The sequence below is a fragment of the Streptomyces sp. NPDC031265 genome (assembly GCF_055570295.1).
This window is the reverse complement of sequence record NZ_JBVIHM010000050.1, coordinates 1-23,282: the sequence shown is the minus strand read 5'-3', so window position 1 is coordinate 23,282 and position 23,282 is coordinate 1. Positions and strand designations below refer to the sequence as shown.

Sequence of the window (23,282 nt, the reverse complement as noted above, 5' to 3'; positions counted from 1 at the left end):
CGGGTGGCCCGTGTCCGGGCCCGGTCCGCTACGGTGCCGTTCCGTTCTCGGCCACGGTTCTCACGCCGCCACCGGCAGCAGGTGTGTCCGGGGTGTCCGGCAGGCCGAGGTCCGCGAGAACCAGGTCGGCCCGGCGACGCCAGGTGTAGTGCTCCAGGAACTGCCGCCGGGCTTCGTCGCCGAGCGTCCTGCGCAACGTCGGGTCCGCCGCGAGCTCGGTGAGGGCGTCGGCCCAGGCCTGCGGGGAGTCGGACGGACGCAGCAGGCAGTTGACGCGGTCCTCCAGGACTTCACGCAGGACCGGGAGGTCCGAGGCGATGATGGCCCGTCCGTGGGCCATGTACTCGAACAGCTTCATCGGGGAGGTCCAGCGTCCGATCTCGTCGAGTCGGCCCCAGGTGTACACCTTGGGCTGATGGGGGGCGAGGACCACGTCGAAGAGGGGGAAGTAGCCGGGGAGGGTGGAGGGTGGCCGGTGCCCGTGGAAGTACACATTGGGATGCGGGCAGGGGTTCTCCCAGCGGGCCCGGTCCTCGGTGGTGCCGCCGACCAGGTGGAAGTCGAAGCCGGGGAGCCGGCCGGCGAGGTCGAGGATGAGGTCGATGCCGCGCCCGTCGTAGAGGTGCCCGACGTAGCCGACCTTCGGCGCGTCCGGGCGGCCCGGCAGCCGGGGTGTGTCGAGCGCCGCGTCGCAATCCGGCGGATCGGCACAGTCGGGTGCGACGCGGATCGGCAGCGTGCCCAGGTGCTCGTAGGCTTCCTGGAGGTCCTGGGCGAGCGCATGGGTGATGACGACGACACGCGCGAGCCGGGGGTGGCTGAGCAGGGCCTGTTCGGTCCCGGCGGGCAGGTCCTGGCGCAACTGGTGGACCTCGTACACGAAGGGGGCGAGGTCGGCGGTGGCGGCCAGGGTGTAGGGGTCGCGGGCGTAGAGGAGGTCGGGGGCGGCGTCACCGGTCAGCAGCCCGCGGATGTCCTCGCCGCGCTGGCGGTAGCCAGCTGTGGTGTAGTCGGGGGCGGGGACCAGCCGGATCGGGAAGCGGTGACGGACGCCGTAGTACCCGTACGGGTCGTCGTCGGTGTACGAGCCGGGCAGGGAGTACAAGGTGGCGTCGTGCCCGGCGTCGGTGAACGCGTCGCACATACGCATGACATGGACACCGTTGGCGAAGAACGAGGGGATGCTGCCTCCGTGCAGGTAAGCGATGCGCATGCCGTGCTACTCCTCGTTCGCCGTGGGACCGGTGGGTCCGGTGGGCGGCAGGACCCGGAGGTTCGGTCCTGCCGATCGTCTGGACGGGCCGTCCAGCGGCCGGCCGCCTCTCACCAGCGCACCGGCAACGTGCGGGGGGACCGGGTGATCTGGCCCCGCTTCCAGTCCGGCGGCCCCGCCGCGCGCAGTGCCGGGAGATGGCCCACCAGACCGGCGAGGGCCTCCTGGAGCTGAACCCGGGCGAGTTGCGCGCCGACACAGAAGTGGGCGCCGTACCCGAAGGCCAGGTGTGCCGGAGCGGCCCGGGTGAGGTCGAGCAGGTCCGGCGCGGTGTGGACGTCCTCGTCGTGGTTGGCCGAGGAGGTAAGCGCGATCACCGCCTCGCCCTCCTCGATCGTCACCCCGCTCAGCACCACGTCCTGGGTGGCCACCCGGAGATTGGCTCCGACGGTGGCCTGGGCGTACCGCAGCAGTTCCTCGACGGCACTGGGGATCAACTGTGGTTCGCGGCACAGCAACTGGTAGCGCTCCGGTCGCTCCAGCAGCAGGTGGACCAGGCCGGCCAGCCGGTCGGCGGTGGTGCCGTAGCCGCCTGCCAGCAGGACGATGCAGAACGAGATCAGCTCGCCCTGGCTCAGCCGGTCGCCCTCGTCCCGTGCCGTGATCAGCACGCTCAGCATGTCGTTGCCGGGGTGAGCGCGTTTGGCGGTGACGAGGTCGGTCAGATAGCCGGTCATGTCGTCCACCCCAGTCATGACGTCGGCGTCCGGCATGGCGGTGAGGCTGCGCATCGCGTCGTTCCAGGCGTCGAGCTGATCACCGTCGAGCCGGGGTGCCCCCAGCAGGTCGCAGATCACGGTCAGGGGCAGCGGCCGGGTGAAGCACGCGACGAGATCGGCGGGGGCCGGCTGCCGCTCCATGCCCGCCAGCAGCTGGGCGGTCAGGAGCGCGATGTCGCTGCGCATCGCCTCCGCCCGGCGTCCGCTGAGGGCGGGCGCGACCAGCCGGCGCAGCCGGGAGTGGTCGGGCGGATCGGCGGCGAGGATCGAGTCCGGCAGCGTGGTGGTGCGGGCGAGCCTTGGACCCTCGCCCCTGGTCGCCCGAGCCCGGCTGAAGCACGGGTCGGCCAGGACGCGGCGGACGTCTGCGTGCCGGGTCACCAGCCAGGCGGTGTCACCGCTGGGCATCCGGACCCGGATGACCGGCGCGTCGCGGCGCAGTGCGGCGAACTCGGGTATCGGGTCGAGGCCGTCCCGGTGCGGGAAGGGGAACGCCTGGATCTGCTCTGAGGTCTGATCTGACTGGTTCATTCGGTCTGCCGCCTTGCGTCACGGTGTGCTGGTCAGGGGCGTTCGTAGACGGAGACGTGGTAGGCGCTGTCGCGGGTGAAGGGAGCTCCGGTCCAGCTGCCCCAGCGTTCCTTGAGTCGCAGGCCGCAATGACTGGCCATCAGGTCGAGCTCGCCGTGGCTCGCGTAGCGGAACTCGACGCGCAGGTGCCGGGTGCGTCCGTCCTCGTGGATGACGTAGTGCGAGCGGTAGCGCTGGGCCGATGGGTCGAGTCGGCGGTAGCACAGCACCAGGTGGTCCTCCCCCTCGGAGACGATCTCGGGGCCGGCCGCCGCGGCCAGGGCTTCGGGCACGTGGGCATCCAGCACGAACAGACCGCCCGACGCGAGCCGCGCTGCCACGTTGGTGAAACAGCGGGCCTGGTCGGCCTGGTCGGGCAGTTCGGCGAAGGTGCCGCCGGCCAGGAAGACCAGGCGGAAACTCCCGCCCACCGGGACCTGGGCGAAGTCGCCGAGCGTCACGGGGATCCCGGTTCCTCCCGGCTTGGCACGCAGGTGGCGGAGCATCGCCTGGGACCCGTCGACGCCGTGCACCTCGATGCCGCGTGTGCGCAGGGGCAGGGCTATCCGGCCGGTGCCGATGCCGAGTTCGAGGACCGGCCCGCGGCCTGCGAGAGCGGCCAGGCACTCGACGGTCGCTCCGGTGATGCCCGGCTTGGCGAACCAGCGGTCGTAGTCGTCGGCGAAATCGGAGGCGTAGCCGGGACGAGGCAGCGAGGGGTCGGCGTTCACGGGGCTCCTAGCCAAAGGGGTGGGGGCGTCCGGGGCAGGGGCCGGACGGCAGGGGCAGGGCTCCGGGGGCGAGTACGCGGACCACCCGCACCCCCGCGTCACGGGCGGCTGCGGCCGTGCACTCGACCAGGACGACATCCTGGCCCGTGTGCCCGGCGAGGACGTCGAGCGGGTCGAGGACACCGGGCGGGCCGGGCACGTCGACCGGGTCGGGCCCGCGGCGGTACGGCCGGGCGCCCGCGGGCCCCGTCACGTTCCACAGCCGCAGGCTGTCCTGGCGGTGGTAGGTCCACAGCGCGTGCTGGACGGCGGTCGCCGGCTCGCTCGAGCCGTGCCACTGGTCCCAGGTGGCGCGGGCGACCGGTGTCCGCATGCTCCACCGCACCATGAGCGCCTCGTAGGCCGCCTTCTGGGCCAGGGACTCGACGCTGTCCGCCGGCCCGCAGCGAGCGCCGAAGGCCTGACCGGTGCCGTCGGGCCGGTGCAGGCACACCACGACACAGGCTGTCGCGGCCGGGGCGGGTACGCCGAACGCCGTCATCACCAGCCCGCCGGCCCGCAGGAAGGCGGCCAGGGGCGGCGGGGGAACGAACGGGATCAGGCTCGGCGGCCGGTCGGTGAGCCCGTACCAGCTGCGCCGCAGCAGGTCGCGTTCGAGCACCTCCCAGGCCGCGTGGAGGACCGCCGCCCGCGCGTCGGGGTGCGCGGCGATGCCGGTGGACCCGGACGACTGCGCGGCGTCGCATCCGGCGGGGGGCCGGTGCTGGAGGAACGCCGAGCCCGCCGGGACGAGCACCTCAGCGCCGCGGGTCGTCCGGCCGCGCACCCACAGCCGTCTGGCGTCCGCGCCGGGCCGTGGCTCGATGGCGGGTATCCCCTTGCGGCACAGTTCCTCGCGGGTGCCCACCAGGTGAGCGGCGGCCTCGGCCTCCCGCCCGGCCATCACGTTGCCGAGCCGCTCCAGAAGCTCTCCGCGGGCGCTCACGCTGACCTGGTCCCGGTCGTGCCCTGCGGCGCTGCCGACGAGCACCGGCGCTCCGCCTGCGGCGCTCGTACCCTCGAACGCCGCCGAGCGGGCCGCTACCCGCGCGAACACGAGGTCCGGCTGGTGCGGATAGGGCGCGAACACCTGAGGCGCCCACGACATCACGCGGATGCTCCGATGAGGTCGGCGCACTCCCCGAGCAACCCTCTACCGTGAGCCGTCAGCGTGTCGGCGTGGGCCCCCAGGGTGTCCACGGCCTGGTGCGCCGCGCCCAGGAGTGTCTCGTACCGGGAGCCGGCCGCCGGGCCCAGACCCTCAAGCCGCCGGTACAGCAGCACACTGCGGGCCAGCACCACCGTCTGCTGGAACAGCCCCGTCAGCGGCCGGGGGTCGGCCCGCAGCGGCGTCGCGACCAGCAGGGGCTCACCCCGGTCCGCAACTGCGCCTCCCTCAGACCGGTCGGGCAACAGGAAGGGATCCGTCAGGGCCGCCGCGTTACACCGGGTATGCGCACCCTCGTGCACCAGCGCCTCGGCGAACCGCACCGGGCCCGGCAGTCCGGCGGCACTGGCCGTCAGGCGGACCCGGCGCACCAGGATGGCGCCGTGGATGGTGAAGTCCGTGAACCCTTCGATCGCGTCGCCATCCAGCAGCGCGATCTCGGCGACCGTCTCCCGCACCTCGGCGGCGGCTTCGGGCCAGACCCGGGTCAGCAGGCCGACCGCCTGTGCCAGCGCCTCGCGCTCGCACTCCTGCCACACCGCGACCTCGGCTGTGGCCGGCCGTCTGTCGGAGCGCTGATGAGCCGGGATGGACCGCAGCGCCCGGGTCACACTGCGCCTCAGATGGCCCTGCGGGTCAGCGGGCCCGAAGGCGGACAGTGACACACCCTCCAGCCGTCCTGCCAACCTCCGCCGCTGCTCCGGTCCCAGCGGGCCGGACCTCAGCGCCCGTTGGGCGCTATGGGCGACCTCGACCACCGCTGGATGGCGCAGGCCCCCATGCCCCGGCGGCGTCAGCTCCGCTCGCTCAAGTACGCGCCGCAGGCGCTGCACCAGCTGTGTCCGTTCGTGGACAGCCTCCTTGGCGTCCGGTTCGATGCGCATGCACCCTCTTTCGGGACGTCGCCGGCGAAGTGCGGCGGGCCGGAAGGGCCCGCCGCAGCGAGTACGGATGTACCGTCATCGCTAGTCGCGCGAGGGGATGTCAACCATCAGCGCGAGCTCGGGAAGGTCTTCGTCTTCGAGCTGCTCGATTTCCTCGTTCACGGAGGACTCCCTTCACCTCACCGGCCCGACCGTGCTCGGTCGGGCTTCACCGGCAGCGACATCGTCCGGGGCCACATTGCGGCAGCCAAGAGCGAGTGGCGAACATGACGGCTATCCGGACGGTGGCACGCAGGCCGGAATCCGGCTTGCCGACAGAACCGGAACCAATGTGCGGCACCTCTCCGGGACAACCGCCTCACGGCGATCTCCCGGCAGAAGGCCGCTGCGAGGCGGACCAGTATGGTCGGCGACCGCCGGGCGAGATGGTGAGTGAGTGACCGACCGGTCCCAGCCACACCGCCGACGCCCGGGGCACGTCGAAGATGACCGAATGCGACGGCCTTTCACCCGGCCGAAGAGACGGGTAATTTGAAGACGACCCCCTCCCGCGCACCGTAGGCACCACTCCCCTGTCCTGCCGCATAAATGATCGCCGAGTATTCCGCATCCGCCGGGTCAGGAAAACGCCACCAGACCGAGCGGAGCCACGGAGCAAGCGCACATGACACAGGAGGAACCGCATGACGGACGACTGGCAGCTCGACGTCGAGAGCCGTCGCTGCATCGGTTCGGGGATGTGCGCAAGCACCGCGCCCGACCATTTCACGCTCGACAGCACCCGCCGGTCACGGCCGACCGCCGCGCACGTCGCCCCCGACGATCGCGTGCTGGACGCGGCGTTCACCTGCCCTGTGGAGGCCATCTCGGTCGTCGAGCGGAGCACGGGGCTGACACTCTTTCCCGAAGCGGGAGGACGTCGGTGATCCCGCTCGCCGATCTGAACACTGCCGAAGAGCGCACCGGCGCGAGGCTGAGCCGGTCCAGTGCGCGCAGTGCCGCTGTTCCCCACGCCTCGACACTGTTGTGCGGTTGCCCGCAGGCAACATAATCGTTCCTCATGACGGGCTCATCGGCATTTCCTGGACTCTCCGCCACATCGGATGTCTATGTCCTCTCCTTCCCCAAGTGCGGACGCACCTGGCTGCGGCTGCTGATGGCCAAGGCCATTTCCCTCAGTTGGGGCCTCCCCATGGAGATCTGCCGCGATCTGCGGTTGGAGGAGTTCAGTGCCGCGGATCCGCGGATCCCCGAGATCACCTTCTGGCATGACGACCGAGTCGGCTGGCGTACACCCGGGCAACTGTCCACGGACAAAGATCACTACCGCGAGCGGCGGGTCGTGTTCTTGACGCGTGACCTGCGGGACACGACGGTCTCCCATTATTTCCAGCGCAGCCTGCGGCCGGACAACCCTTATGCCGGCCCACTCGGACAGTTCATCGGTGAAAACGCGGGCAGCCTGCGGACCTGTGTCGCGTTCTGGAACATCTGGCACGCCTCCAAGGACGTTCCACGCGCGTTCCTCCTCACCTCCTACGAGCGTCTCGCAACCGACACCTCCGGCGAACTCGCACGGATCCTGGCTTTCTGCGGACTCCCGCGCGTCGAGCCTGAAGCACTGCGGGAAGCAGTCGAGTTCGCCAGCTTTTCGAGCATGCGGGCGATGGAAATCAGCGACGCCCTCGACTCGGAACGCCTGCGGCCCGGCCGGCCGGACGATCCCGAGTCCTTCAAGACCCGCCGCGGGATCATCGGGGGCTTCCGCGACTACCTGACAGCATCGCAGATCGGGGAAATCGACGACCTGATCAGGACCACCCTGGTTCCTGACTGGCACGCGATAGCGTTCGCGGCGGATGATCCCGTCGCCGCTGCGCGGTACACCGGACAGCCGACAGACTGACGCCGGACGGGACCAGAGGCGACACCCAGGTGTACGTCGAGGGCGGCGCAGCCTCACCGAGGACGTGGCGCAGGCGAAACCGGCGATGCTCCCACCGCTGTCCCAGGCCGGTCCACGACCACGCCTGGTGCTGCCGAGGAACCCGGCGCAACCGAACGCGCGCACATCGAACCCGCGCCGGCCGCATCCGGCCATGTCGCATCGGGGACCCGCAGCGCCCTCACCTCCGGGAGGAACAGCGGCACCACGGCTGCCGGCACGATCAGCAGGGCCGTGGCACCCAGCGTCGCGCGCAGTCCCATCAGCTGTGCGGCCGGCCCGGCGAGCAGGTAGCCGACAGGTTGGGCGACCAGCTGGCCCAGCGCCGAGTACGAGAGCGCCCGCCCCAGTCGTTCCGCCGGAATGCGCGCCTGGACCAGGGAGGTCCACACCAAAGCCGACACCGCTCCCACCACGCCTGTCAGCCCGGCTGCCGCCGCCAGCACTCCGGCAGAGGCACCTGCCGCCATCAGCGACGGGGGAAGGGCCATCACCGCCGTCCCCGCGCAGCACACCGGACCCACTCGGGCCGGCTGCCACCACAGACCGAACACCGACCCCAGCAGCAGCCCCCCGGCGAAGCCCGCAACCACCAGCCCCCAGCCGTCCACCCCGCCCAGCACCCGCTGCCCGTACACCGGTCCGAGCACCTGATAGCCCATCAGCCACAGCGGCGCCACCACGGCGGACTGCAGCACCAGCACCCACAGCCAACGGCGAGAACGAAAGTCCTGCCACCCACACCTCAGCTGCCGGAGGAACCCGCCGAGCGCCCCGGCGCCGACGCTCGCAGACAGCTCCAGCCGCGAGATCAGCAGGGCCGCTCCGGCGAAACTCAGTGCGTCCCAGGCGACCACCCAGGCCGGGGAGGCAGCCCCCACCAGCACGACACCGACTGCCGGGCTCCCCACCTTGACCGTGGTCTGCGTCATCTTCAACAGCGCGTTGGCCTGCATGCGCAGGGCGTCCGGCACGAGCTCGGGAAGTACTCCGGCGCCGGCAGGCACCGAGAACGCGGCCGCAGTGCCGCAGACCCCGGACAGTCCCGCCAGCCACCAGATCCCCTCCGCCCGCGACCAGAGCAGGACGCAAGCGAGCGTCTGCACCGACCCGCACACGACATTGGTGGTCATCAGCACCCGCGTGCGCGGCCAGCGGTCGGCGATGACCCCGCCCACCGGAAGCAGCAGCAACTGCGGCGCGGTACCGGCGGCCAGCACCAGCCCGAGCCCCGTCGGCCCCCCGCCCCGCTCCAGCACCGCCCAGGCGAGCGCCACCGGGGCCATACCCGTCCCCGTCCAGCTCAGCAGCCTGGCCCAGAAGTACAGCCGAAACGCCCGCTCCGACAGCGGAGCGAACACCTTCCCCACCGGCCGGCGTGGGCCGGGGCGCGGGACGGTAGGGTCCTGCACCACAGGCACGGTAGCCCCCCTCCTGTCCTGCTCAGCAACTGGCCCATGTACGAGTGCCTGACATGCTCGACCTCTGGCGCGACATCCAGACAAACAGTCCCGATCAAGGAACGCGCGCCTTGGTATTTCGACACGGGGACGTTCGGGGATATCCGGGTGAACGACTCAGCGCACCGGCCGGGGCGCCCTGACCGGGTGCCACCGGGGGAACCACCCTCCGGTCGGGAAGCGGGGGCCCCGCCGGGAGCCGCCCGGCAACTGGCAACGATGCCCGGTGCTCATCCGGCGCCCTTCGACCACGGCAACGAGCGAGGGGGCGAGCAGCTCCCGGGCGATGACCTGCCAGTGTCGGCCGCCCGGCCACGGGTCCACACTCGGTGCAGACAGATCCGTTGAGCCGTTCCCGCAGAGCACGCCTCGCCACGTCTGGCTTGACGTCCAGGTGGGTGTCCCCTTCCGCCTAGTGCGCGCGAGGGGACACCCACCTGGACACCGGCCACCGCAGTCGGCCCTTCCCCGATTTCACCGATGGCGACACGCTCGAAGGGCACGTCGCCGCACCTATGGAACGGACGGACCGCTCATGCAACGCCACATCCTCAACAACGGCGCCTCCATCCCGCGGATCGGCTTCGGCGTCTGGCCACTGACGCACGATCAGGCCTATACGGCCGTCACCCATGCCCTGGCCGCCGGCTACCGCCGCATCGACACCGCCCAGGTCTATGCCAACGAGGCGGGCGTCGGCCGCGCGGTCCGCGACTTCGGCGTCCCCCGCCAGGACGTCTTTCTCACCACCAAGCTATGGAACGCCGACCAGGGCTACGATGCTGCGCTCCACGCGTTCGACGCGAGCCTGCGGCGCCTGGGCACCGACTACGTCGATCTCTACCTGATCCACTGGCCCACCCCCGAGCAGGACCTGTACGTCGAGTCGTACAAGGCCCTGGAGCGGCTCCACGCCGAAGGGCGCGCCAAGGCGATCGGCGTCTCCAACTTCACCGCCACGACCCTGGCCCGGCTGCTGACGGAGACCGACACCCTCCCGGCCCTCAACCAGATCGAGCTTCACCCCTACTTCCCCCAGCGCCGGATGCGCGCGTTCGCCGCCGAGCAGTCCATCGCCACCGAGGCCTGGAGCCCGCTCGCCCAGGGCGGTCAGTTGCTCGCCGAGCCCGCCCTCGCCCGAGTCGCCGAGAAATACAGGAAAACGCCGGCCCAGGTCGTCATCCGCTGGCACCTGCAGCTCGGCAACCTCGTGATCCCCAGGTCGGTGACCCCCTCCCGGATCCAGGAGAACATTGATGTCTACGACTTCGTCCTCTCCCCGGAGGATCTGCGCGATATCGCCGCCCTCGACAACGGCGGCCGGATCGGCCCAGATCCGGACACCTTCAACTACCGTGGCTGACAGGGGAATCAGCCATGCCCAGTCGAGCAGCGTGTTCGGCTGCACGCCAAGGACCCGCGTGGACTCCCCCGAAAGCACCGTCACCGGCGACGACGATCATGGCGGCACCCTCCAAGGCATCGTCTGCGTCTTCACCCCGTCGGCATCGAGCCCCCTCTGCCCGCACCGCCGGTAGCATCGCGCAGCTGGTGGCCAGCCACCCGGCGGAGCAGGAGGTCTGCCCCCGTGCCAGGTCGCAGGACCGCACCGGTGCGCCCCGCCCGTGTCGCTCGCCGCAAGGGCACCGTGCACTCGCTGGCGACGCCGCGGTCGATCCGCGCCACCCACCCGTACGGAGCCCCCTCTACGTGATCATGGGCAACCCCTCCGCTGAGCGACTGCGCGACGCGGGCGTGGAACGCACAGGAACAGGCACCGGAAGTGCTCGGCTGATCTGTGTGCTGAGCGCTGCCCCACATGGTGCTCTCCAGACTCGCGCCTGCGCAGCGTGCGGCTGCGGGCGGAAACCGGGCGTGCTGCGGGGACGCGCCGGTCAGGCGGGCCGTGGGCGGCGACAACCAGCCTGCGCATTCAGCGTCAGTGAGCCTCTTTCATCCTGTGGTCCTGGGAATGAAAAAGGCTGGTCGGGAGGGGTGACATGACGAAGCCCCTCGTCGTTGGTGTGGTGATCTCACTCAACACGCCGACGACCGGGGGGGGCTTCGTTGGTTCCGTATCCTTCCATGCTCGACGTCCCGCGTAAGCTCGTGGAGCATGTCTCGTGGCTGATCCACGCTCGAAGGCGTGAACTCCGTTCCCCCTGGCGGAAGTTGGGCTGTTTCAGGCAGGCCCTGCTCGCGTTGGCGTATCTGCGCAAGAATGAGACGTTCGCGCAGGTAGGGGCCGGGTTCGGGGTGTCGGGGGCGACGGCCTGGCGGTACGTCGACGAGACCGTCGAGATCCTGGCCGCGTGGGCGCCGGGTCTGCGTGAGGCTCTGGTGGACCTGGGCGAGGGCGACTTCGTCATCGTCGACGGCACGTTGATTCCCGCCGACCGGATCAAAGCGGACGAGCCGTACTACTCGCAGAAACACAAGCAGCACGGCATGAACGTCCAGGTCATCGCCCGCCCGGACGGCACCCCGCTGTGGTTCTCCCGGGCGATGCCCGGCCGGACCCATGGCTTGACCGCAGCCAGAGACCACGGCATCGTCCAGGCCTGCCGCACCCGGCAGATCCTCGTCCTGGCCGATCATGCGTACCAAGGTGCTAGCGCCAGCGTCCGCACCCCCTACTGCCACCACCGCATCCAGCCGCCGGCCTACCAGCGGTTCAACCGTGTGCATGCCGGCTTCGTGCTCCGGGCGAACGTGCCTTCGCCCGGCTGAAGTCGTGGCGCATCCTTTTTCGCCGGTCCAGATGTTCTACCAACCGCATCGGACGGATCGTCGCCGCCGTCCACACACTCCTCACCTGCAGCTATTCAGGATGAAAGAGGTTCACTCGAGATGCTCGGGGATGTCGATGAGAATTAGCGGCATCAGGGAGCGTGGGGGCGGTCGGCCAGGTGGGGCAGAGCCCGGCTCCCTCCCCCGGACGGGGGAGGGAGCCGGTACGAGCGGAGGAGGTGGCCCGGCCGCTGCTCACCGCAGTATGAACCCATGCCCCGATCCCACAAGAAGCACCTGGCCGCAGCCCTCACCGCCTGCCTCGGCGCCCTCGCCTACACCGTCAGCAAGGTGGACCTGGCGAGGGAGGGCGAGCTGGGCATGCCGGGCTTCCCCGCGCCGACTGAGGCCTACGCCGCCGTTGCCAACGTCGAGACCGCCCAACTGGCCAACGCGGCCCTCGGCCTGCTGATGGCCGCCGTTGCGCTGCTCCTCGTCCGCCTGCCGGGGACCCCGCTAGTCCGCTGGCCGGCGCTCGTCGTCTCCTGGGCGGGCATCGCGATGGTGGGAGCGGGCGTTCTCGGCTTCGGCGCCCGCGCGGCGGGCCTGGCACCGAGCCTGGGTGCCACCCCTCCCCACATGCCCACCGCGCTCGCGGCATTGCTTGTCGGAGCCGTGTGGGTGACGGCCTGGACCATCGCCACGGTCTCCGCCACGCGCAGCAGCCGCAGGCGGTGCGCCGCCAGCGCCAATCTGTGAGGTTCAGAGTCACCAGCCGGCGCAACAGGTTGGTAGCGGACCACCAACTGCGGAACTATAACGGCACCATTGACCCGAAACACACTACGGTGCAGCTCTACTGTCTGTGGTTCCCACTGATGTGCCCAGCGGTGGCAGAAGGATCGTGCGGTTCGAGAGCCCCCTGCCGCGAATCACGGCGGGTCGCCGCGTACAGATCGACCTTGGACTTCGGGCAGCACCCGGGCCTCTCATCGTGCAGAGCACAACCATGGTCCCGAAGCAAGTATTCAGGTGCTCTTAGTGGAGGTTTCATCTCGGACGGGGTCTCTCATCCTGGGGGGTCGGGTTTCTCCAGGTTGGGACTGTTTTTCCGGTGATCCGGCGGGCCATGGTGTCGATCATCGCGAGGTAGATCATGGCTTCGGAGCTGGTGGGCAGGGTCTCGTAGTCGCGGGCGAGGCGGCGGTGAATCGTGATCCAACCGAAGGTTCGCTCTACCGGTCAGCAGATGGACTTCGGCCACCAGGCACGCCCCGCCCAGCACGTCCATCCACACCGCGCAGACGGCCGACAGCACAGCCCGGGGCCCAGGGCCGCCAGGCACCGCGCGGGCAAGCCGAGGCGCGCTCTCGCTGGCCTGGGCGAGCATCGGCTCCACCGGCGGACCAAGCACCACCAGGACCTCACTCTTGAGTAGGGAGCCGTACCGCTCGGGGGGCGGGCACGGCTCCCCCGACCACGGGACCACAACCGGCCCGGCCTGTCAGCGAACCCGGCTGCCCCGCTCCGCCGACGACGACACCGCCCGCCAGATCATGGACGGCCCCCCACAGCGGTGGGCGAACTCCGGCATCACCCACATCCGGCACGTTCCCGCCGAGCCCGGGGTGCGGGCACGGGCGTACGCGGACGTACGACGCCGCCCCGTCACCGCTGGCCAGTTCTCTGGCCGGGGGCGTTGGCGGGGATGCGTACGCTGAGCGCACACCGTGGCGAGTGAGGGGGCGCACATGCCGGGGAGGCCTGCGACGGGCGAAGCCGTGAGGCTGCTGGAGCACGAATTGCGCACTGCCGGGCGGGAGACGGGCCCCGATCTCGACGCGGAGAATGTCTGGCGTGCTTTCCTGCGCTTCGGCCGGCTCCGCTTCGACACAGCTGACACGCCCGACGCGGACGGCCTGCTCGTGCAGTACGGGACCCACGCCTTCGACGGCCCCGCAACGTTCACCCTGGACTTTGCCCGGCAGTTCGAGGCCGTCGACAGCGACAGCGGTCATGATCATTACGTGCAGGTGCACTGCGAGGTGCGCTACCGGCCCGTCCCTGCCCTGCACGCCCTGGGGAACTGGAGTTCCTGGTACTTCCACGACGCCGAGGACTCCCTGGACACATGGGCGCAGGCACTGCGGAACCAGCCCGCGTGGGCAGCGATCGGCACGCTGAAGCCCACGGAAATCAAGGTCTATCAGGAGCCTCTGTAGACATCTGCACGGTGCCCTCGTCAGCCTGGGCGCGCCTCGTGCGGGCAGCTGCGGCCGCCGGATGGGCGGTCACGCGTCAGCCGGCGGTGCTGGTCGGTGAGCCGTGCCAGGTCTTCGGCGCTCCCGTTGGCCCGCTCGGCCCTGAACCAGCAACACCCGTCCAACGCCCGCGTTCCCTAGGGAAGGCTGGCGGGCACACAGCTTGGGGGACCACGTGGACACGCGCCGCACGGCATCGGTGACCACCGGCCGAGGCGACCGCCCGACCCCGCCCGCTGGGGTGATGCGGGCTGACCCCGACTCCCGATCCGGCTTCCAGCGGGATCACGTCTGACGGGCACGTGGCGGGCTGGAAGCGCCCGGCGGCCCCGCCTGGGCTCTGAGGTGGGCGATATCCCCTGGTCAGTGGTGTGAAGGGATGCCAGTGTCACAGCTACGGCATGAACGGCTCGTGCGGTTGCCCGCACGCGTCGTTCAGCCGGTGCAGTCGCCGCAAGTCCTGGAGGGCACCGGCCGGGAACGGGAACCAGACCCACCGGGCCTGGTAGCCCGCCTCACCGTGCTCCTGCAATACCGCCTGAGCAGCTTCGATCACGGCGTGCACCAACGTGCCGCGGGGCTGGACCGAACGCCACGACCATCGGATGCCGTCGGTATCGGGAGCAGCGAAGCTGGCGGACATGTCGGGGAACCTGCAGATCGAGACGTCGACACCTGTTCCGACGCCGCGCAGGACCCACTTGATTTCGGCAGGTTCGAGGTCGAAGGAGAACCGTTCGACCGCCTCCGGACGGTACACGCCTACCGGGGCGAGTGGCGTCGTCCGCGCCGATCACGCAGGTCGGGAAGCAGGCCAACCGATCGGCCAGCCAGGGCGGTTCGCGATGCCGTGGCGCAGGCGACTTGATCAGGCAGACGGTGGCAGAGTGGCGACACATCGAGGCTCCGGTGGTATTGGGAGACTTGCGAGGTCACCTCGTCAACCGGAACCTCGATGTGTACGCGACGGCCGAAGGAGGCCCGCCAGAGCCCGACCAGCGCCTCTTCATGATCGTCAAGACTTTGAACCGGCCCTGCCGCTTGAGCCTGGGCAAACGGGGCCTGCACTACGTGGTGGGTATCTCCACCACTCCCACCGCCCATCCGGCCTCAGCCCTATGTGGAGAACGCCGCCCATCTCCTGTGCGGAGCGTTCTCCACAGCGGCACGGAATCATCGATTCCGATGACTTTCTGTCAACTGCTGCGCGTCACTACAACATTGATCAGCACCGAAAGGGCATCCTGCAATTCCATTCGCAGAGTGTCGTCGACAACACGCTTGTCAGCAATTCGCCTCCCTGCTCCTGGAATCTTCAGACAGGCCTCTGGTACCACATGGGCACCCATGATGGCAAGCGTCTCGGACAGCCACGCCTGAGCATGTTCACCTCCGGTCACCGGCGAGGCGGTCAAGATAGCGACAGGCTTTTCGACGATTTCTCCACTGTCCGCTCCGACAAGCCATTCCAAAGCGTTCTTCAATACTCCGGAGGTGCCGTGAGCATACTCCGGACTGGCGATGAGGACTGCATCGGCTACGCCTACCCGAGCCCGCAGACTCTGGACGACCGGAGGAGGCCCTGCCAACTCGACGTCAGCGTTGAAGAAGGGAAGATCTCCGATGCTGTCGCATATTTCAACGCTAGCCTCAGCGGGGCAGAGTTCTGCGGCCGTACGCAGCACTGTCGTGTTAAACGAACCTTCCCGCAGGCTACCTGAAATAGCAAGTATCTTCACACGTACACCCTTCTCGGATCACACGAAAATAGCCGACCCTACTATGATAGCGACTCCGCGAAGTCGGCCATCTCCCCCACATTGGGGTAGTCAATCGCTATGGTCGCCGGCAGCTCTACGTCAAGAGCGTGCGCAAGACGGTTCCTTAGATCGATCGACATGATCGAATCCAGTCCCATGTCTTCGAAGTCGAGCCCGGTATCAATGTCGTCCTCCCCGAGCACGCCGAGAACCATGTCCCGGATTGCCACCGAGACCACATCCATGCGCACGTTCGGCTCCGTTGCCTGTAGTTGCTGTCGGAGCCACCCCTTCTCGGACGCATCCTCGCCTGCGGTCCTCGCGCGCTTGCCTGCAGCGTGCAACCTGGACACCAACGGCTCCCGCGGTCCCGCTGAAACGTCCGCCGCGTATGTCTCGAAGTCGGCCGACACAGCCACAAGAGTGGAGACGGGTCCGGCAACGGTCAGGTCCAACAGCCGCGCAGCCTCGTCATCAGTGAGTGCACGGATACCCGATTCGAATGAACCGGCATCCGAAACGGCGGCCGCCATACCACCCGTCACGTCAGGTATCCAGGGTCCCCACTGTATGCTCTTCGCCGGTGCGCCAGCGGAACGCAGCAGCTCGGCCAGCCCATTCAGATAGCCATTGGCGGCAGCATAATTCGCCTGCCCCCTGGAACCCAGCACAGTCGAGGCAGAAGAGAAGAAGACAAGGCTTTGCAGCTCAGCTTTTTCCGTCTCGGCGACGAGTACATCCGCTCCCTGCGCCTTCGCTGCAAAGACGCGCTCAAAATCAGCGGGAGTGAGATATTCAAATGCCCGGTCCCTGGTCTCCCCGGCCAGATGAAATACAGCGGTGAGCGGTTCGCATTCGATGGCCGAGGCCACCGCACGGGCACATGCCGCAGAGTCACGGACATCACCGGAAATGACGTTAACGCGCACCCCCATTGCCGCCAGTTCCCCGATGGCCTGTCGAGCCGTGGAGTCGGGGTCCGAACGACCCATGAGAGTGATGGTCCGTACGCCGCGCTCCGCCAAGAGCCTCGCGGTGCTCAATCCCAGAGCCCCGAGTCCACCGGTGATGAGCGCACTGCCGTTCCACTCGGTCTTGCCGGTATGTTCATCGACGGGCTTCAGCCGCGCGACCAGCACTCCGTCGCCGCCGACAGCCAGTCTCGTCTCCTGAATACCGGAGTCCAGCGAGTGCGATAGCACCCTGGCGAGCACAGACGGGGTCCATCCGTCTGCCAGAGTCGCCCGGATGAGTCGTCTGTCCGGCGCCTCGGCTTCCAACGCGGTGAGCAGACCTGACAGGGCTTCCCTCAGGGGACTCGCAGACAACGCGCCATCAGTGAGTACCGCGTAGGGCGTCCGGCGGGCAACGCTCTGTAGCGTGGCCGTCAGTCGAATCGATGCTTCCAGGACGCCGTCCGCCGCCATCGTGAGATTCCCCGTGCAGAAGCGAGCATCCACGATCAGGTCGATGGCGTCTTCCGTGGCCAAAGACGCGACACCGGGCTCCACGATGACGCGATGCCCTTGGGCGCGCAGAGCGGCTTCGAGCCGGGGGACGAGCTCCCCGCCCTCGCCCAAAAGCGCCACCGTGCGTCCCCCCAGAGGCGGCTCCATGGGCTGCGGTTGGTCCACCCAGACGACTTCGTACGCCATCGATGACGCCGCCCGAAGACTCCCTTCAAGGACAGCGCGGGGGGCCTGTCGCACACGGAACTGCTCGGCGACGAAGATGCTGCTGCCGTCCTCAGTGAAGATGTGCAGGTCGGCCATATCTACTCTCCGGCGCCCATGAGCGAGCTCGGAGAACTCAAGGCCACGGACATGCCCGTACAGCTCGGCTGCGGCACGAGGACGACCGGGGACAGAGATCTTGGCGGCGGCGAAGGGAATGGACAGCGAGGAGCTCTCGGAGACGTCCGTGTCGATCATGAAACCAACGGTGCTCTGGAAGAACGAGTCGATCAGACCCGGATAGATTTCGTAATCGGCTGGATCGTCGGGGAGCACAGGCTGGGCGTAGCGAACCAACGACTCATCTCCCCGGACCCACACATCCGCTATCCAGCAGAACGACGGGCCGAGTGTGTATCCAAGAGCGCGCATGAAGGCATAGCACTCGTCGCCGCTGAAGTGCTGCTCCGCCGAAGCAATGAACTCCTCTGGATCCGGGGCGGGGTGAGGAGCAGGTGTCGGCTTGCCGACGCGGCCGGATACATGCTCGGTCCAGCGTGTGTTCTCGGGATCCACGAGGCTGATGACGCTGAGCTTCTCCACACCGCCCTCGTCCGAGACAACGATCTGCGATTCGTACTGCTCGTCGTCCTTGATGACCAGCGCACGCGGACACACAAAGTCCTCAACAGCAAAGGGACGACCGCCACCGGCCAAGGCAGAGAAGATGGTTGCCAGGTGTGATGCCGCGGGGGTGACCACAGTGCTGTCGTAGAGACGGTGGTCGCCAAGGTGCCGAGGGAATTCCGCACTGCGGTGGAAGGCGAAGACACGGCCGGTCAGCGCTGGTGAACGCAGCTCGACACCCCAGTGCCGAACGTCTGCGGTAGCGGTTGGCTGGGGAGCCGCTTCCGTCCTCGGACGTACCTTGGTCCAGTGATGGGTCACAGCGAACGGATACAGCGGCGCCGGACCACGGGACTGGTTCGAGGCAGCCTGCACGGCTGCCCAACGTACGTCCTGCCCGCATTCGTACAGTTCCTTGACCGCGGTCAGCATCGAAGAACGATCATTGCCGCCGCGCCGGAGTGATGAGACAAACGCAGCATCAGACGTGAGCTCCGCAGCGGAGGTCAGATTCTTGAGCTTCGTGTCAGGTCCGATTTCCAGGAAGACATCGACGCCTAGTTCGCCAAGCTGACGAATGCCATCGTGGAAGCGCACGGGCTGACGCACATGCTGCGCCCAGTAATCGGCCCGGTAATGATGGTCTGTGGCGACGCAACCGGTCACGTTGGAAACGATGGGAATCTCAGGGGCCTGGTACTCGAACCGCGCTGCGGCGCTCGCCAACTCGGCAAGCACGGGGTCCATCGTCCGGGAGTGGAAGGCGTGGGAAGTGACCAACACGCGTGCTGTCACGCCGCGTTCCCGCATGCGTGCGGCCGTAGTCTCGATCTGCTCATGGCTTCCGGATACGACTACCGAGGCAGGGCCGTTGACCGCAGCTATATCCAGGTCACACCCCCGTATCCATTCGGCGACCTCGGTCGCGGAAGCCGTTATGGAGAGCATTCCACCGGGCTCGACCCCTTGCATCAGCCTCGCCCGATGGGTGACCAGAGCCAAACCGGATTCCAAACTCATTACTCCGGCATGGATCGCTGCGGTGATTTCTCCGACGCTATGACCCATGACTGCGGACGCGGAAACCCCCCAAGACTCCCAGAGGGCGGCCAGGGACAGTTCCATGGCCACCAGGCAAGGCTGCGCATACTGGGTCTCGTTGATCAGTTGCCGGTCGCTGCCGTCAAATATCAGTTCACGTAGCGTGATCCCGAGCACCGGCGCGATGATGTCATCACAGGTGTCGAACTTCTCACGATAGACCGATTCGGTCTCATACAGCCTTCGGCCCATCCCGAAGTACTGGCTGCCCTGGCCAGAGAAGAGGAACGCGACTCGCGGTGGCCGGGTGATGCCCCAACCCGCACCATTGCGCAACTGTCCGAGCAGCTCATCCTTCGCACGACCGAGCACTGCTCGTCGTACCGGAAAGTGAGCACGCCCCTGACCTGCGGCGGCGGCCAGAGCAGGAATGTCCGCGGGTGAAGCGCCGATAAGGCATTTTTCCCAACTCTCGGTGAGACGAGTCAGGCCTGCGGTGTCAGGCGCCGACAGCGGTACCAGACAAGGGGCCTCACCGGGATCTGTCGTTGACCGGACAGGAGCCTCCCCCACGACGATGTGCGCGTTGGTACCAGAGGCACCGAAACTAGACACACCGGCGAACCGAGGCCGCTCGCTCCTGCGCCGCCATGGTGTTCCGGCATCGACGACACGAACGTTCATGTCCGACCATGCCACCTGTGGATTGAGCTCCTCGCAATGCAGATTGCCCGGCAGCCACTCCTTCTGCAGTGCCAATGCAGTCTTGATGACACCCACGACGCCCGCAGCCGACTCGCAGTGGCCGATATTGCTCTTAATGGACCCGAGATGCAGCGTGTTGCCCGGGGCACGGTGTCGGCCGAGCGCGGACCATGCTGCGTTGACCTCGACAGGGTCTCCCAAAGCCGTACCGGTACCGTGCGCTTCGAGATATGAGACCGAAGCCGCATCGACGCCCGCGTCTGCGAGCGCTGCTTCGATCACCGCTTGCTGCGCCTTGCCATTCGGCGCGGTAAACCCCGATGAGGCGCCGTCCTGGTTCACAGCACTGCCATGCAGCAGAGCGACGATCCGGTCTCCGTCACGCTCCGCATCGCTCAGGCGCTTCAGCATCACCACGCCGCATCCCTCAGCCCGTACGAAGCCATCGGCGTCGGCGGAAAATGTGTTGCACCTCCCACTCGGCGAAAGCATATGGGCGCGATGGGTAGCAATGGACGCCACAGATGAGGCGATAACGTTCACGCCTCCTGCAAGCGCGCAATCGACCTCGCCATTACGCAATGAGCGAATGGCAAGGTGGAGTGCTACGAGCGAGGACGAGCAAGCGCTGTCGACGGCGACAGCCGGCCCGTGCAGACCGAGTAGGAAGGCGATCCGGCCGGCGGCGGCGTTCAAGGAAATACCCGTCACCGAATAGGCGTCCAGCTGCTCCAGACCGCCCTGTTCGAGCAGCCTGGCATAGTCCGAGTTGGATATCCCGACGTAGACCCCGGTGCGCGTTCCCTTCAGAGTCTTCGGGTCGATGGACGCGTCCTCGATCGCGTGCCACGCCGATTCCAACAGCAGCCGGTGCTGCGGGTCCATGTTCTCGGCTTCCCGCGCGGAGACGTCGAAGAACGCCGCGTCGAAGCGAGCGATGTCCTCGATGAACCCGCCTCGGCGTACCTCCGCGTTCTCACGCCAGAACGCATCATTGCCGCTGGCAGCACCCTCCCAACGCCCGGGAGGCAGCGCCCCGACCCCGTCGGTCCCGGAGCGCAGCAGCTCCCAGAGCTCATCAACGGTGTCGGCTCGGGGAAACCGGCCGGCCATACCGACAATGGCAATGGGTTCGGACGCGGAAACCCCAGGGGGATCCTGAGATTCAGAATCCTTCAACACGGCGGGCCCGTTCGATGCGGTGGCGATGCCGACCGGTATACCGGCCGCAGACCCACCGGGCTCCAACTGAGCCTCTGGCAGCAGGCTGAGGATGTGATCTGCCAACTCCACAATCGTTGGGTTGTCAAAGACTGCAGAGATGCGCAGCTCTATACCGAACTCCGCACAAAGCCTTCGCTTGAGGTCGACTGCCATGATGGAGGTGAGACCAATCCGGAAGAATCCCACATCTCCAGGCAGGCTCTGCTCAGATGAATAGCCAAGAGTAGTAGCCAGGATCTTGGAAACATACCGTCGAGCAGTGTCAACGCGCGCGCGTTGGGGAAGCCCGAGCAACCGCGCAGCGCGTGAGCGTGCCACCGGCTCGTGGCGACCCTCGACCCGCTGAGCGGGCGCCACCTCGGCGAAGAGCGGACGGCTTCGGCGGGTGGCCATCACCTCTCCGAAGACATCCCAGTCCACCGGGCATGCCAGGAGTGTCGCGCTGTCCGAAGCCGAGGCGTGAAGATGGGCACAGCCGGATGCCGGAGAAAGCGCGTGGACACCTATCTGCCTCAGGGCGTCACGTTCAGCGGTGTTTGCCATGCCGTCCAGATCCCACGGCCCGAAGGCAATGCTCCTGGCAGTCTGCCCGGCGGTGGCACGGCAGGCAGCCAGGGTGTCCAGCCCGCCGTTAGCCGCCGCATAGGCCCCGGAGCCTTCATTTCCCCACGTTGCCGATGCAGACGACGTGACAAGAAAGAAGTCCAGTGGCCAATCCCGGCTCAGCACATTCAGCCACCAGCCGCCGGTGAACTTCCCCCGCAGAGCGGCGGCGAAGTCGCCGTGACCAACCTCGCGCAGAGGACGACTGGAACCAACACCCGCAGCGTGCACAACGCCGCGCACCGGAGGCATGGTGCCCGCACCATCGAGAATCTCCCTCAACGCTGCGGGATCATGGCAATCGGCGGCTTCGTACCTCACGTTGACCCCGGACTCACCCAGCGCCCTCAGGGCCTTCCGAGCAACGGTACTCAGATCCTCCTCGGGCGTACGACCAATCAGCACCAGGTGACGAGCCCCTCGACGCGCGAAGTCGGAGGCGATCCGCCGGCCGATCCCGCCCAGTCCGCCGGTGATGACGTACGTGCCGTCCTCGCGGACGGGCAACTCCTCTTCTGTCCTTGGCACTTCCCGCAGACGGGCTCCCAGCACCTCACCATCGCGCACCGCGGCCAGGTCCTCGGCCGTGCGGCCAAGGGCCACCCGCAGGAGAGCACCGACATCCGAAGCCGCCGGGTGCGACGGCAAGTCGATGATTCCGCCCCAGGTCGCCGGATATTCCAAACCCAGTACGGGTGCCAGTCCATGAAGCAGGCCATGGCCGATCCCGGTCACCGTATCCGAGCCGGTGACCTGCCGGGCGCCACGGGTGACGACGAAGAACCTCCCCGAAACCGGGCTTTCATCAAGCCCCACCACTCCCGAAACGGCACTCATGCAGAGAGCCGCACCCGGTTCTGCAACATCATGCCCGCTGTCAAGCTGCTCCGGAAGGTCCAGCGATTTCATCGCCAGTACCACGGTGATCTCGTCCGTCGCTGGCCGAGACGACCAGAACGCCGCCCAATCGGCGCTGCTGGAAGGCAGCGTCATGCCGTTGGCACCGGCTTCCGCGCCGTCACGCGGGGGTCCGATGACCATGCCGCGGCACTCGAGATTCTGGGCTTCGTGGGCCAGCATCCCTAGAAGTACGTCATCGTCACCGGCGATGACGACAACCGGCTCGTCTCCGATGGGGGTATCAGCAATATCGGTTCGTACCCACGAGATCTCGTAGAGCGAGTTCGGCAGAGGGATATCCGCTGTGTCGCTGACCGAAGCCTCATGCCCGAGTCCGTCTGACCGCATTTTCGTTACCCATCTCTTTCTTTTGTACGGTGGCCTTCTCGACGGTTTCTTCAGTCAGAACTCGATGCCCTGAATCCCTCAGTGGGCGCCATGATGCGGCCCCAAGCAGCAGGCGCTTCGTCAGCAGGTGCTGGCTGTGCCAGCCTTCCAGCCTTAACCGGCTTCGATACATGAAGCCAATACCGCTGCCGCTGGAACGGATACGTGGGAAGCTCCACCGGTTGCCCGGATCCGTCCGGCAGGATGGGGCTCCAGCGCACCAGGGCACCGACAGCGAACAATTGCCCCAACGAAGCAACGAACGGCTCAAGGCCTTCGCCTCGCCGAAGCGTGCCCAGCACCAGCGCAGTGCCGGCCTCGTCACCAGTGGCACCGGCGGGCAGGCTGTCTTCGATGCCGATGGTGAGGACGGGGTGGGGGCTGGTTTCGATGAAGGTGTTGATTCCGTCGTGGTGCAGTGCCCGTACGGCCTGGTCGAACTGGACGGTCTGGCGCAGGTTGGTGTACCAGTACTCGCCGTTGAGCTGGGTGGTGTCGGTGAGCAGGCCGCCCGTGACAGTGGAATAGAAGGGGATACTGGCGGTGTGTGGGGTGATGCCGCTCAGTGTGTGGAGGATCTGG

At 67.7% G+C, this 23,282-nt stretch carries 16 protein-coding genes and 2 pseudogenes; 7 read left to right on the top strand and 11 right to left on the bottom strand.

The window, feature by feature from the left end:
• Positions 1–28: 28 nt before the first annotated feature.
• The 5 genes from ACZ499_RS38710 to ACZ499_RS38690 form a co-directional block, all read right to left on the bottom strand.
• The gene (locus tag ACZ499_RS38710) at positions 29–1,213 is read right to left on the bottom strand and encodes a glycosyltransferase family 4 protein (protein WP_468681721.1); all 1,185 of its coding nucleotides are present in this window, start codon (positions 1,211–1,213) and stop codon (positions 29–31) included.
• 110 nt (positions 1,214–1,323) lie between these two features.
• On the bottom strand, positions 1,324–2,523 hold the full coding sequence (locus tag ACZ499_RS38705) for a cytochrome P450 (RefSeq protein WP_468681719.1): 1,200 nt from the start codon (positions 2,521–2,523) through the stop codon (positions 1,324–1,326).
• A 32-nt stretch (positions 2,524–2,555) separates the two neighbouring features.
• Positions 2,556–3,293, bottom strand: coding sequence for a class I SAM-dependent DNA methyltransferase (locus ACZ499_RS38700; RefSeq protein ID WP_468681718.1), 738 nt, complete (start codon positions 3,291–3,293; stop codon positions 2,556–2,558).
• A gap of 7 nt (positions 3,294–3,300) precedes the next feature.
• The gene (locus ACZ499_RS38695; RefSeq protein WP_468681716.1) at positions 3,301–4,440 is read right to left on the bottom strand and encodes a YcaO-like family protein; all 1,140 of its coding nucleotides are present in this window, start codon (positions 4,438–4,440) and stop codon (positions 3,301–3,303) included.
• Entirely contained in the window at positions 4,440–5,384 is a 945-nt protein-coding gene (locus ACZ499_RS38690; protein ID WP_468681714.1) for an aKG-HExxH-type peptide beta-hydroxylase, read from the bottom strand. The genes ACZ499_RS38695 and ACZ499_RS38690 overlap by 1 nt, the downstream gene beginning before the upstream one ends.
• 683 nt (positions 5,385–6,067) lie before the next feature.
• Between ACZ499_RS38690 and ACZ499_RS38685 the strand changes: the two genes are divergently transcribed.
• Both ACZ499_RS38685 and ACZ499_RS38680 read left to right on the top strand, forming a co-directional pair.
• Positions 6,068–6,310, top strand: coding sequence for a ferredoxin (locus tag ACZ499_RS38685; RefSeq protein WP_468681712.1), 243 nt, complete (start codon positions 6,068–6,070; stop codon positions 6,308–6,310).
• A gap of 134 nt (positions 6,311–6,444) precedes the next feature.
• A complete protein-coding gene (locus tag ACZ499_RS38680; protein ID WP_468681711.1) occupies positions 6,445–7,290 on the top strand; it encodes a sulfotransferase domain-containing protein in 846 nt (281 codons plus the stop codon).
• A gap of 53 nt (positions 7,291–7,343) precedes the next feature.
• On the opposite strand, the gene ACZ499_RS38675 is transcribed toward ACZ499_RS38680, so the two are convergent.
• A complete protein-coding gene (locus tag ACZ499_RS38675; RefSeq protein ID WP_468681709.1) occupies positions 7,344–8,690 on the bottom strand; it encodes an MFS transporter in 1,347 nt (448 codons plus the stop codon).
• Positions 8,691–9,324: 634 nt separating this feature from the next.
• On the opposite strand from ACZ499_RS38675, the gene ACZ499_RS38670 reads away from it, so the two are divergent.
• From ACZ499_RS38670 to ACZ499_RS38660, 3 genes and pseudogenes are all read left to right on the top strand, one after another.
• A complete protein-coding gene (locus ACZ499_RS38670) occupies positions 9,325–10,152 on the top strand; it encodes an aldo/keto reductase (RefSeq protein ID WP_468681707.1) in 828 nt (275 codons plus the stop codon).
• A gap of 661 nt (positions 10,153–10,813) precedes the next feature.
• Positions 10,814–11,623: pseudogene (locus ACZ499_RS38665) on the top strand (transposase family protein).
• Between the two features lie 169 nt (positions 11,624–11,792).
• The gene (locus tag ACZ499_RS38660; RefSeq protein ID WP_468681705.1) at positions 11,793–12,278 is read left to right on the top strand and encodes a hypothetical protein; all 486 of its coding nucleotides are present in this window, start codon (positions 11,793–11,795) and stop codon (positions 12,276–12,278) included.
• Positions 12,279–12,569: 291 nt separating this feature from the next.
• Here ACZ499_RS38660 and ACZ499_RS38655 read toward each other — a convergent pair.
• A pseudogene (locus ACZ499_RS38655) lies at positions 12,570–12,758 on the bottom strand (IS5 family transposase); the annotation flags it as partial.
• A gap of 191 nt (positions 12,759–12,949) precedes the next feature.
• Here ACZ499_RS38655 and ACZ499_RS38650 point away from each other — a divergent pair.
• Positions 12,950–13,240, top strand: coding sequence for a DUF6207 family protein (locus ACZ499_RS38650; protein WP_468681704.1), 291 nt, complete (start codon positions 12,950–12,952; stop codon positions 13,238–13,240).
• A gap of 60 nt (positions 13,241–13,300) precedes the next feature.
• Complete coding sequence (locus tag ACZ499_RS38645; RefSeq protein WP_468681703.1) at positions 13,301–13,741, top strand: hypothetical protein; 441 nt, start codon at positions 13,301–13,303, stop codon at positions 13,739–13,741.
• A gap of 433 nt (positions 13,742–14,174) precedes the next feature.
• On the opposite strand, the gene ACZ499_RS38640 is transcribed toward ACZ499_RS38645, so the two are convergent.
• From ACZ499_RS38640 to ACZ499_RS38625, 4 genes are all read right to left on the bottom strand, one after another.
• Entirely contained in the window at positions 14,175–14,540 is a 366-nt protein-coding gene (locus ACZ499_RS38640) for a hypothetical protein (RefSeq protein ID WP_468681702.1), read from the bottom strand.
• A 436-nt stretch (positions 14,541–14,976) separates the two neighbouring features.
• Positions 14,977–15,519 (bottom strand): NADPH-dependent FMN reductase, encoded by a 543-nt coding sequence (locus ACZ499_RS38635; RefSeq protein ID WP_468681701.1) that lies wholly within the window; start codon positions 15,517–15,519, stop codon positions 14,977–14,979.
• A 41-nt stretch (positions 15,520–15,560) separates the two neighbouring features.
• Entirely contained in the window at positions 15,561–22,661 is a 7,101-nt protein-coding gene (locus tag ACZ499_RS38630) for an SDR family NAD(P)-dependent oxidoreductase (protein WP_468681700.1), read from the bottom strand.
• 50 nt (positions 22,662–22,711) lie between these two features.
• A partial coding sequence (locus ACZ499_RS38625) for an acyltransferase domain-containing protein (RefSeq protein WP_468681698.1) occupies positions 22,712–23,282 on the bottom strand: 571 nt, incomplete at its 5' end.